Source organism: Microbacterium sp. P2_F9 (genome assembly GCF_056403635.1).
The window spans coordinates 1-11595 of record NZ_JBFUFC010000121.1; the positions used below are offsets into that span (position 1 = coordinate 1).

An 11595-nucleotide genomic window follows, 5' to 3' on the forward strand; every position below is an offset into this window, starting at 1 on the left:
CTCGTCCTGCAGACCCTCTTCCACCAGGGCGCGATGAGCCGGGCCGACCTGGCTCGCGAGACCGGCCTGACCCGGGTGACGATCTCCGACCTCGTGGCCGAGCTCATCGCCGATCAGCTCGTCGTGGAGAAGGGTGTGCGCGAGGCGTCGGGGCCCGGCAAGCCGGCGATGCTCGTCGACCTCGATCGCGACGGACACCGGATCGTCGGCATCGACCTCTCCGGCAGCGACGCGTTCATCGGCGCAGTCCTCACCCTCGACGGCGACATCGTCGTGCGACTCGAGGCTCCCGTGCCGACCGGCGCCGACGACGTCGTCGACACGGTCGTCGCGCTCGCCCGCGAACTGGTCGCCCAGTCGCACGCCCCGGTGCTCGGCATCGGCGTGGGCACCCCCGGCGTGGTCGACGACCATGGCGTCATCCTCACCGCGCCGAACCTCGGCTGGGCCGGCTTCGATCTCGAGGGCGCGCTGCGCGGTGCGCTCGACCTGCCCGTCCTCGTCGCCAACGACGCCAATGCGGCAGTGCTCGCGGAGTACACCTTCGGCGGCGCCGGCGACGATGTGCTGCTGGTCAAGGTCGGCCGAGGCGTCGGGTCGGGCCTCCTCGCCGGCGGGCAGCCCATGCGCGGCGCCCACTTCGCCGCGGGCGAGATCGGCCATGTCACGGTCGGCACCGATGGTGGACCGCTGTGCGTCTGCGGCAAGGTCGGATGCCTCGAAGCCTGGCTCTCGGTGCCTGCGCTCACGGCGCGGCTGGCCGCGGCATCCGACGACGCCCGCGAAGGGATCCTCCGCGACGCGGGGGAGCGCCTCGGCATCGCCCTCGCGCCGATCGTGGGAGTGCTGGACGTGTCGGAGATCGTGCTCTCCGGCCCCACCGAACTTCTCGACGGAGTACTCGCGGAAGCGATCGTCGAGACCCTCCGCACCCGGACGCTCGCCAAGTTCCACGACGGCGTGCGCGTGCGGATGACGGAGCAAGGCCAGGACATCGTCCTGCGCGGCGCGGCCGTCATGGTCCTGTCCGGACAACTCGGGGTGTCATAGCACCGCACGACCCGCTCCACGGGTTCGCCCCGGACCCGAAATCCCCCCGGATGGGCCACCCGGCCCATCGAAATCACCAAGAAACGAAGGAAGACACATGAACAAGAAGCTGGGAGCCTTCGCCTTCCTGGGCGCAGCGGCACTCGTGCTCGCGGGCTGCTCCGGCGGCGCCGGCGGCTCGGAGAGCGCCGCTCCGTCGGGATTCGACCCCGAAGGCGCCAAGGACCAGAACATCACCTTCTGGGTGATGGGCGGCGACACCCCCGCGGCGCTGCGCGACTACCTCGTCGCGGAGTACAAGGATGCCACCGGCGGCACCCTCACGATCGAGGAGCAGAGCTGGGGCGACGCGCTCACCAAGCTCGCGAACCAGCTGCCCGACGCCAACAACACCCCCGACGTCACCGAGATCGGCAACACCTGGGCGCCGACCTTCACCACGGCCGGTGCGTTCAGCGACCTCAGCGACATCTACGAGGACCTCGGCGGGTCCGACCTGCTGCCGTCCTTCGTCGAGGTCGGCTCGGTCGACGGGGCGCAGTACGCGCTGCCGTACTACTTCGGCTCGCGCTACATCACCTACCGCAAGGACATCTGGGAGGCCGCCGGCCTGTCGGTGCCCGCCACGCTCGAAGAGTTCAACACCTCGGTCAAGTCGCTGAAGACCGACGACCAGGCCGGCTTCTACATCGGCGGCCAGGACTGGCGCAACGGCATCTCGTGGATCTTCGCCAACGGCGGCGACCTCGCGAAGAAGGACGGCGACAAGTGGGTCTCGACCCTCTCCGACCCGAAGAGCATCGCGGGCCTCGAGCAGTTCCAGGACCTGTTCGTGAACGCGTCGACGGCTCCGGTCACCGAGGCGGACAGCACCCCGTGGGTCAACATCAACAACGACAAGACCGGCGCCCCGCCGACGGCCGCCACGATCATCGCACCCGGCTGGGCGCACTGGTCGATCGGTGACTACACGGGCGACAAGACCAACGACGCGGGCGACACGGTCGAGGTCCGCGAGTGGAACGACGACACGTTCGGCGTCTTCCCGCTGCCCGGCACCACGGCAGGCGAGGCCGCACCCGTGTTCGCCGGCGGCTCGAACATCGGCATCTCGGCCAAGAGCAAGAACCAGGCCGGCGCCAAGGAGCTGATGCGCATCATCTTCTCCGACGAGTACCAGCAGATGCTCGGTGAGAACGGCCTCGGCCCGGCGAACACGACGCAGGTCGGCTCGCTCGGCGACGACCAGTTCGCCACGGCCCTGATCGACTCGGCGCTGAACTCGAAGCTCACCCCTGCGGCGCCCGGCTGGGCCGCGGTCGAGGGCGCGAAGATCCTCGAGGAGTTCTTCGGCAAGGTGGCCGGCGGTGGCGACATCGAGGCCCTCGCCAAGGAGTACGACGAGAAGATCAACGCCATCATCAACGGCTGATCCTCCGTTCCCGGGTCGGAGCATCGCCTCCGGCCCGGGAACACCCCGAATTCACCTTCGCGACCACCAAGGATGTGACCATGGCGATCGCCGCCCCCACCACGAGTGTCACGGCGGGCCCGCGTGCCAATGAGGCGGTCGGCTCACGCCGCCGGCCCCTCACCCACCTGTTCCTGCTCCTCCCCGCTATCGCGATCCTGCTGTTCGGCATGGGCTATCCGGTCGTGTGGCAGGTCATCACGTCGTTCCAGAAGTACGGCGCGATGCAGCAGCTGGGCGGCAAGGCCCCCGAGTTCATCGGCCTCGACAACTACATCGCCGTCGCCACCAGCCCTACCTTCTGGGCCGTGGCCATCCGGTCCATCGTGTTCTGCATCGTCACCGCGGTCATCACCGTCGTGATCGGCATGCTGCTGGCCGTGTTGATGAGCAAGGTGCCCACCGTGGTCCGCATCATCCTGCAGGTCTCGCTCCTGCTCGCATGGGCGATGCCGGTCGTAGCGGCGATGACGGTCTGGATCTGGCTGTTCGACCGGCGTCGCGGCGTCGTCAACTACCTCCTGGACAAGATCCCGGGCGTCGACATGAACAACTTCAACTGGATCGGCGGTGACCCCGCGATCTTCTTCGGCGTGGCATCCATCATCGTCATCTGGATGTCGGTGCCGTTCGTCGCCTTCTCGTCGTATGCGGGGCTGACCCAGGTGTCCGACGAGGTCATCGAGGCCTCTCAGCTCGACGGCGCGTCCGGGTGGCAGCGCCTGCGCTACATCCTGCTGCCGATGGTCCGTCCCGTCATCATGATCGTCCTGCTGCTGAACCTCATCTGGGACCTCCGCGTGTTCACGCAGATCACGATGCTGCAGGATGCCGGGCCCCAGGCCAGCGACTACGACCTGCTCGGCACCTACATCTACAAGCAGGGTGTCGCGGGGCTCAACTTCGGCCAGGGCGCCGCCATGGCGATCTTCGTGCTCGCTCTCACCATCCTGATCAGCTGGTTCTACATCCGGAGCCTCCTCAAGGAAGACCAGGCCTGATGTCCACGCACACCGTCACCGCACCCGGCGCGGAGCACCCCCGGACCGCCTCCGCGAAGCCGGTCCCCACGCGCCGCCACCGCCTCGGCCGGCCCGCCACATGGGGCTGGAGCGTCCTGGCCATCGTCGTCGCGATCGCCTGGGCCTTCCCGGTCTACTGGATGGTCAACTCCGCACTGCTGCCGACGTCGGCCCTGGAGTCGTTCACCCCGACGTTCGTGCCGTTCGGCGGTTCGTTCGCGAACTTCCGCGCCGTCATCGACGAGAGCTTCTTCTCAGCGCTGGCGATCAGCCTCAGCGTGACGCTGATCGCGGTGTTCTTCTGCCTCATCTTCGCCTTCCTCGCCGCCATCGCGATCAGCCGGTTCAAGTTCCGCGGACGCACGGCCTTCATCATCTCGATCCTGCTGATCCAGATGCTCCCCGCCGAGGGCCTGTTCGTCGCGCAGTACAAGATGATGAGCGAGCTGGGCCTGCTGAGCAACATCGCCGGTCTGAGCCTCCTCTACATCGCCGCTGTCGTCCCGTTCACGGTCTGGATGCTGCGCGGCTTCGTCGCCGGCGTGCCCGCCGAGCTCGAGGAGGCGGCGATGGTCGATGGGCTCAGTCGCACCCAGGCGTTCATCCGGATCACCCTGCCGCTGCTCGCGCCCGGGCTCGTAGCAGCCGCCGTCTTCGCGTTCCTGCAGTGCTGGAACGAATTCACCGTCGCGCTCGTGATCATGAGCGCCGACAGCGAGACGCTTCCGCTCTGGCTGCGCGGATTCGTGCAGGCGTCGACGACCCGCGCGATCGACTGGGGACAGGTGATGGCCGCCTCGACGATCGTCGCGGTGCCGGTCATCATCTTCTTCCTGATCGTCCAGGGCCGAATGACGAGCGGACTCGTCTCCGGGGCGGTCAAGGGCTGATGGGCACGCAGACACGGGCCGCCTTCCCCAGGGAGGCCGGCCGATGAGGGTCGGTCTGGATGTCGGCGGCAGCAAGATCGACGCCGTCGTGGTCGACCCGACCGGGGAGATCGCGGCACGCGTTCGACTGGCGACCGGCTGGGGCGCCGAGGGGGTCATCGACACCGTGATCGCGGCCGTGCACGCGGTCGCCACGGACGCCGGGGCCACGCTGGCGTCGATCAGATCGGTCGGGATCGGCATCCCTGGTCAGGTCGATCCGGGCACCGGCCGCGTGCTGCACGCGGTGAACCTCGGCGTCGACGAACTGAACCTCGGCGCCGCGGTCTCGGCCGAGCTGGGCGTCACGGTGCGCGTCGAGAACGATGTGAAGGCGGCTGGGCTCGGCGCCCACGCCCTCCACCGCGCCGGCGGCGATCGCATCGACTCGATGGCCTACCTCAACCTCGGCACCGGCATCGCCGCGGGCATCGTGATCGGCGGGCGGCTGTGGCGCGGCGCCCATGGCGCAGCCGGGGAGGTCGGCCACATCTCGGTCGACCCGCAGGGGGCGGAGTGCCGCTGCGGTCAGCGCGGCTGCATCGAGGCGCTCGCCGGCGGCGGCGCGATCGCGCAGCGCTGGGACCGCGGAGGGGATCTGCCCGTGCTCGACGTGTTCGATGCGGCCGACGCCGGCGATCCCTTCGCAGGCGCACTGCGCGCTGGCCTGGCTCGCGGCGTCGCCGCCGCCGTCCGGGTGCTCGTCCTCACCGCCGACGTCGAGGTGGTCGTGCTGGGCGGCGGAGTCACGGCCCTCGGCGAGCGGCTGATGGCGGATGTCGCGGCCGAACTCGCCGCCAGCGCCCAGGCTTCGCCGTTCATGCGTTCGCTCCGGCTCGAGGAGCGGGTCGAGATGCTCACGTTCGGCTCGCCCGCCGCCGCGCTCGGCGCGGCGCTCATCGGCGCTCGCGATCCGGAACCCGAGGAGGCGCTCATCCATGGCTGAAGCCGCGGCATCCCGCCTGACGTTCGCCGACTGCTGCCGCTGCGCGTCTGCGAACAAGCCGGAGCGGCAGGGACTGCAGGCGCGACGCTGACACGCGGCACCCGGGGTCTATCCTCTGCATCAGATCGGATGCACTGGGGTGTCTGATCCTGAGCCGGGGTCAGCTCTGACTCCTCCGCGAGCGGAGCATCGATGTCGGGATCCGCGACCGACCGATCGGCGACGGCGGTGGGCACGAGAGACGGGCGGATCGCGTTCGTCCTCGGAGGCGGGCTGTTCATTGCTTCTGCCATCCTCAATGTCGTGCTGGCCCCGGTCAGCGGTTCCGACTATCCGCCACCGGCAAGCGCAGATCTGAGCGTCGCGGACGTGCTCCACCTTGGTGCGGCTGTGCTCTTCGGCGCGGGAGTGCTGGTGTTCGCGTGGGGTATCCGGGGCAAAGGCAGCGTGGTTGCTCGTCGACCACTCGGGCTCACCGCTCTGACGCTGTTCGCGCTCTCGATACCGGTGGTCGACGCAGTCGGTCTCCTCTTCACGGTCGCCCACCCAGATGACTCTCTGGGGGCGGTGGCCTGGGGTGTGAATCTGGTGTCGAYCCTCGTGATGCCGCTCGCGGGGGTCACCGGCGCCATGCGAATCGCGCTGGTCGGGGCTGTTCCGGGTGGGTGGCGGTGGCTGCCGGCGATCGCTGTGTCGTTCGGGATCGCCGTGGCGCTGTGGGGAGTCATGGCGGCCTTCTCGTCGGCCGAACCCGCCGTAACGGACTCGATTCGCACCGTGGTCGGCCAAATGACGGCCTGGTACCCGGTCGTCAGTCCACTTGTGCTCGGCGCCGTGGCGATCTGGTTGGCGAGTGCCGCCGGAACCGCACGTAGGGTCGAAGGATGACCCTTCCCGATGGGCTCCTGGCCCTGCTGCGCGCCCCGAGCATCTGCTACATCGCCACCCTCATGAAGGACGGATCGCCGCAGCTGACCCAGGTGTGGGTCGACACGGATGGCGAGCACATCGTGATCAACAGCGTCGACACCCACCTCAAGGTGCGCAACCTCCGGCGTGACCCGCGCGTGGCAGTCACCATCAGCGATCCCGCCCGGCCGGGCGGCTATTTCCAGGTGCGCGGACGCGCGATCGAGATCACCGAGGTGGGCGGCCCTGACCACATCGACACGCTCTCGCACAAATACACCGGGGGTCCCTACGCCTGGTACGGCGGGCGCGATCAGGTGCGGGTCGTGATCACCATCGAGGCCGACAAGGTCAGCAGCGTCGGCCGCTGATCGGCCGATTCGACGGCAGATCGCAGGGGTCGGCGGGCGCACCGCTCGCCTTCGGCGTTGCCGCGGCTTCCTCGCCGCACGGGCGGCATGCGCGACGGTGGCAGAGCAGCCCTGATGCATGGGCGATCTGGGGGTATATGCTCGCCGCCAAGTCGGATGCAACGGTGCATCGGACTATCGACTCGGTGGTGTGCCTCAGCCTCCGATGAGTGGAGGCATTCGCTATGTCGCAACCATTCGCCGGGCGGACGGCCGTAAGCACCCGCAACGGAAGGATCGCGTTCGTCCTGGGGGGCAGTCTCCTGATCGCGGCCTCCCTCGTCGAATTCGTGCGGGCCGCGCTCCCGTGGGACGCGCTGGGTATCCAGGTGCAGGGACTTGTGTACTACTTTCCGCCGATGATCGGAGCTGGGCTTTTCGGAGCGTCCCTTCTCGTCTTCGCCTGGGGAGTGCGCGGCGAGGGCAGCGTCGTCGCGCGCAAGGCCGTCGGACTGACCGCCATGACCGTGCTCGGGCTGTGGAACTTCGTGCTCCTGCTCGTCGGGCCGCCACTTCTCGAGGCGAATCCGGGCGAGAATCTGGTGTCGCTCCTCATCCTCATCGGCCTGCCGGTGCTCCTGCCCATCGTCGTGATCATCGCGGTTGTCTCGATCGGGCGGGCGCGCGCGATTCCGGGTCTCTGGCGATGGGCTCCGGCGATCGCGATCTGCCCTTACCTCATCCTTTACGTCACGAGCATCATGTCCAACACCGGCGCCTACATGCTGCTTATGGACTTCCCCTTCCAAGCGGTCCTCTGGGCGGACATCGTCGCGCACCTCCTGCTCGGCGTACTCGCGATCGGACTGGCCGTCGCAGCGGGCCGTCGCGCCGCGCGCACGGAGGCGCCGCCGTCGGACTCGTTCGCGATCACGCCTGCGGACCCGTCCGCGCCGGCGGTCTGACCGGCTTTCAGCGCTCGAAGACCTTGCCCGGATTGAGGATGCCGAGCGGGTCGAAGACGCGCGTGATCTGACGCTGCAGCTCCCACTGGTCATCGCCGAGCTCGTCGACGAGCCAGCGGCGCTTGAGCACGCCGATGCCGTGCTCGCCGGTCAGGGTGCCGCCGAGACGCAGGGCGGAGCGGAAGAGATCATCTGCGGCCTCCCAGATGACCGCGGGAACATCCGGTCCCTCGAAGATGAAGTTCGGATGCAGGTTTCCATCGCCGGCATGCGCGACCGTGGGGATCGTCACGCCGTAGGTGCGCTCCACGCGGGCGATCTCGCCGAACATCGCGGGCAGCGCGCTGCGCGGCACGGACACGTCCTCGATGAGCGTCGTCCCGAGGGTCTCCATCGCCGGGTGCATCGACCGGCGGATCGCCAGCAGCCGCTCGCCCTCGGCGCGGTCGTGCGAGACCACGACCGTGCCCCCCGCGGTCCGCAGGGTCGCAGCGATCGCGTCAGCCTCGGCGGCCGCGGCCGGCCCGTCGGTCTGGACCGTCAGCTGCGCGGCGCCGGGAGCCGGTGCGTCGAGGGAGAGAAGCGCGTGGACGGCGGCCAGGGACGCGGCATCCATCAGCTCCATGATCGACGGCTGCACGCCGGACGCGGTGACGGCGGCGGATGCCTCAGCCGCCGCCCGCACGTCGGGGAACGTGGCCGCGATCGTGCACACGTCCCCGGGGACGAGCCGGCGCAGCTTCAGGGTGGCGCTGACGACGACGCCGAGCGTCCCTTCTGACCCGATGACGAGCGAGGTGAGATCGAGGCCAGTCACACCCTTGACCGTGCGGTGGCCGAGATGCAGGAGCCGCCCGTCCGCGAGCACGAGATCTACGCCGAGGACGGCATCCCGCACCACTCCGTATTTCGCGCAGAGGAGGCCGCCCGCGCCGGTGGCGATGTTGCCGCCGACGGTCGAGATCGCACGGCTCGCGGGGTCCGGCGCCCACCACAGGCCGAACTCGGCGAGCGCCGTATCGAGATCGCCGTTGAGGATGCCGGGCTCGACCACGGCGAGCAGGTCGTCCGGGCGCACCTCGAGGATGCGATCCATCGCCCGCATAGACAGGGCGATCTCGCCTTCGCCGGCGTTCGCCGCCCCCGCCAGACCCGTTCCCGCACCGCGGACGACCACAGGGGTGCGGGTCTCGGTCGCGATGCGCAGGGTCGCCTGGACGTCGGCGATCGACTGCGCATGGACGACGGCAAGCGGGACTCCGGATGCCGCGTGCCCGGACTTGTCGGCGCGGGCCTCGCGCAGCGCGGCCGCGGTGCTGTCGACCCGATCGCCGAGCGCCGCGCGCAGGAGCGCCAGAACGTCGGCGGCTTCGCTCACGCCAGGCGTCGCCGGCCGGCGAGCACGCCCACGGTCACCGCGACGACGCCGAAGATGATGCCGATCCACGCCTGCCCGAGGCTCCACCAGGCCATCGTCGCCGCGACGTAGACGAGCAGCTCGACGAGGGCGCGGATGAAGGGATGCACGGCGAAGACGGCGCGCGGCGAGACGAACAGCGCCCAGATGAGGAGGGCGACCAAAGGAGCGGCGATGCCGACGACGATGTTCCACGGGAACGACCACGCGACGAAGCCCCACAGCGCGAGGGAGCCGAATGCCAGGAGCTCGCACACGAAGGCCGCGAGGTCGAGCGGAGTCAGCGGCGCACGGGTGCCGGGTGCGGGCTCTGCGGGTTTCGCAGGGGTCACACGGGGGGTCTCGGACATGCGTCAAGTCTACGGCGGCCTGTTGGCCGGCCCGCCGGGGCCCCGACGGCACCCTCAGTCGGAGGGGGCGACCAGTTCGCTGATGGGCACCTGGACGGCGGCACCCGGGGCAGCGGCGGGCGCAAGGCCGCTGGCAGGTGCGCCGCGATCGGCCGCGGAGGCAGCGGCCGCAGCCCCTGCCGGCGGCGGCGGGGGGACGACCCTCGCCTGAGGGTAGCTCCCGCGCTCGCGTACTTCGCCATCGCTGCCGTCCGCCGTAGTCGCGGGTTCGGCGCCGGGCGCAGTGTGGTCGGTGTGGCCTGTTGCGGTGCCGTTGGCGGAGTCGGGTCCGGTGCCGTTGGCGGAGCGGGGTCCGGCGCCGTTGGCGGAGCCGGGTCCGGGGCCGTTGGTGGTGCCTGTTGCGGTGCCGTTGGCGGAGCGGGGTCCGGCGCCGTTGGCGGAGCCGGGTCCGGTGCCGTTGGCGCTGCCCGTCGCCGTGCCGTTGGCGGAGCCGGGTCCGGTGCCGTTTGCGCTGCCCGTCGCCGTTCCGTCGGCGGTCGGGTCGCCGGTGCGGCTCGCGGTGGTGCCGTCGCTCCCCACCTCTTCGTCCTCAGCCGAGGAGAAGTCTTCGGTGGGATTGTTCGAATCGCCTGCCGAAGCGGGCACCGTCCCCGTCTCGTCGACCCCGGTGGGGGGCAGTTCGGTCGCGACGTGCGTGGTCGCAGGGGGCGCGGGGACAGCGGGTTGCAGGGCGATGCCCGAGGCCGCCGAGCCGACGAGGACCGCGCCGGCGACGACCACGCCGACCATGCCTCCGATGGTCGAGAGCAGCCCCCCGCCTGCCGCGCCGGCGGCCACCAGCCCCGCCGTGGCGGCTGCCGTGCCTGCGACGGTTCCGGCTGCGCCCGCGGTGCCCGCCATGGCGGCTCCCGCGCCCGCGCCTACGGTCGCGACTCCCGAGCCGGTGGCCCCGAACCCCGTCCCGGCGACCGCCAGGCCCGTGCCGCCATGCATCGCGACCGTGCCGTGGACGACACCGCTCGGCATCGCCGCGAGTGCCACGAGGGATGACCCACCGCCTTGGACGGTCGCAAGGTACGCGGCGGTTCCCGTCACGCCGATAGTCAGGGGGAGAAGCACGAGGGTGAGGCGACGCGAGACATCCTTCGCCTCGCTCGCGACGATCGAGCATCGGGTGCATTCGGCGAGATGCGCCTCCGCCCTTGCCTGGTCTCGCCGGCCGAGATTGGACCGCGCGAACGCGCCGAGGCGTTCGATGGTCCATTGGCAGTCCGAGCCGTTCGCGACGTCCTTGAGATGCGCCTGGATCCAGGCTTCGCGCAGCCCCTCGCGCGCCCGGAACGTCAGCTGGGCAACGGCGGTCGGCTTCATGCCGAGCAGCGGGGCGACCTCCGCCGGCTTCATCCCCTCGATCTCGGAGTACCAGAGCGCTTCCTGCCACCGTGACGGGAGACTGCGGAAGGCGCGCACGGTGATGCTGCGGTCGAGCGCGTCCTCGGTCGCGCGGTCGCTGGTGGCGGGGTCTTCCATCGTCTCCAGGTCGTCGGTGGTCGTCTCTCTGCGGGCGCGTCCCCAGCCGGCCGCGGTATTGCGGATGCTGGTGAACAGATACGCCCGGAACGAGCCGGTCGGGCCGCCGCCGCGCAGGATCGACTGATAGATGCGCGCGTACGCCTCCTGGACGAGGTCGTCGGAGTCGAGGCTCGACGTCATCGATCGGGCCACCGCGATCCSGGCTCGGTAGYGGCGGCGCCAGAGCTCACCGAACGCGGCGCGGTCGCCGGATCGGCTGCGCAGCACGAGTTCCTGGTCGGCGGCGTCGTCGATCGCGGCTGCTGCCTCGCCGGCGCCGTCGATGGTGGTCACGTCGTCTCCGGATCTGCGATCGGGTCCGGCAGGGCCGGAGGGCGGTGTCGCGAGTTCTTGCCGCGCTGCGCCTCCATTGTCCGCGCGATTCCCGGTTTCCGCCATGCCCGGATCGGCAGGCGCGTCCCGCTCAGGACGATCCAGCGCCTGCGCTCGAAGAAAACCTGCCGAAGTCGCGTAATAGACCTGGCAGATCGCCGTCTACTCAAGCAAGAAGACTCACCCGAATTCTTCGAGAGGTGAGCCGGGTCCGGAGAGAACTCGGGGGAGGGATCTCCGGACCCGGCTCACCTGGGGTGGCGCGGCCGTTGCATCTGGGG

Annotated in this window: 11 protein-coding genes; 8 read left to right on the forward strand and 3 right to left on the reverse strand. The window is 70.0% G+C overall.

Going from position 1 to position 11595, the window contains the following annotated elements:
• From AC1DVT_RS13025 to AC1DVT_RS13060, 8 genes are all read left to right on the forward strand, one after another.
• Positions 1–1050 (forward strand): ROK family transcriptional regulator (locus AC1DVT_RS13025; protein WP_477389490.1); only part of this gene is annotated, 1050 nt, incomplete at its 5' end.
• A 97-nt stretch (positions 1051–1147) separates the two neighbouring features.
• The gene (locus AC1DVT_RS13030) at positions 1148–2482 is read left to right on the forward strand and encodes an extracellular solute-binding protein (protein WP_457100045.1); all 1335 of its coding nucleotides are present in this window, start codon (positions 1148–1150) and stop codon (positions 2480–2482) included.
• 80 nt (positions 2483–2562) lie between these two features.
• The gene (locus AC1DVT_RS13035; RefSeq protein WP_457100044.1) at positions 2563–3522 is read left to right on the forward strand and encodes a carbohydrate ABC transporter permease; all 960 of its coding nucleotides are present in this window, start codon (positions 2563–2565) and stop codon (positions 3520–3522) included.
• The gene (locus AC1DVT_RS13040; protein WP_477389491.1) at positions 3522–4433 is read left to right on the forward strand and encodes a carbohydrate ABC transporter permease; all 912 of its coding nucleotides are present in this window, start codon (positions 3522–3524) and stop codon (positions 4431–4433) included. The genes AC1DVT_RS13035 and AC1DVT_RS13040 overlap by 1 nt, the downstream gene beginning before the upstream one ends.
• Positions 4434–4476: 43 nt before the next feature.
• Positions 4477–5418: an ROK family protein gene (locus tag AC1DVT_RS13045; protein ID WP_477389492.1), complete on the forward strand. Its 942-nt coding sequence runs from the start codon at positions 4477–4479 to the stop codon at positions 5416–5418.
• Between the two features lie 192 nt (positions 5419–5610).
• On the forward strand, positions 5611–6306 hold the full coding sequence (locus AC1DVT_RS13050; protein ID WP_477389493.1) for a hypothetical protein: 696 nt from the start codon (positions 5611–5613) through the stop codon (positions 6304–6306).
• Entirely contained in the window at positions 6303–6698 is a 396-nt protein-coding gene (locus AC1DVT_RS13055) for a PPOX class F420-dependent oxidoreductase (RefSeq protein WP_457100040.1), read from the forward strand. The genes AC1DVT_RS13050 and AC1DVT_RS13055 overlap by 4 nt, the downstream gene beginning before the upstream one ends.
• Before the next feature lie 224 nt (positions 6699–6922).
• Positions 6923–7642 carry a hypothetical protein gene (locus tag AC1DVT_RS13060; protein WP_477389494.1) on the forward strand — a complete coding sequence of 240 codons (720 nt, stop codon included), beginning with the start codon at positions 6923–6925 and terminating at the stop codon, positions 7640–7642.
• Between the two features lie 7 nt (positions 7643–7649).
• Here AC1DVT_RS13060 and AC1DVT_RS13065 read toward each other — a convergent pair whose 3' ends face one another.
• The 3 genes from AC1DVT_RS13065 to AC1DVT_RS13075 are packed head-to-tail and all read right to left on the reverse strand — an operon-like array spanning position 7650 to position 11275.
• Positions 7650–9020, reverse strand: coding sequence for an FAD-binding oxidoreductase (locus AC1DVT_RS13065; protein ID WP_477389495.1), 1371 nt, complete (start codon positions 9018–9020; stop codon positions 7650–7652).
• Positions 9017–9409: a YrdB family protein gene (locus tag AC1DVT_RS13070; protein WP_477389496.1), complete on the reverse strand. Its 393-nt coding sequence runs from the start codon at positions 9407–9409 to the stop codon at positions 9017–9019. The genes AC1DVT_RS13065 and AC1DVT_RS13070 overlap by 4 nt, the downstream gene beginning before the upstream one ends.
• 54 nt (positions 9410–9463) lie before the next feature.
• Complete coding sequence (locus tag AC1DVT_RS13075; RefSeq protein ID WP_477389497.1) at positions 9464–11275, reverse strand: sigma-70 family RNA polymerase sigma factor; 1812 nt, start codon at positions 11273–11275, stop codon at positions 9464–9466.
• Between the last annotated feature and the right edge of the window lie 320 nt (positions 11276–11595).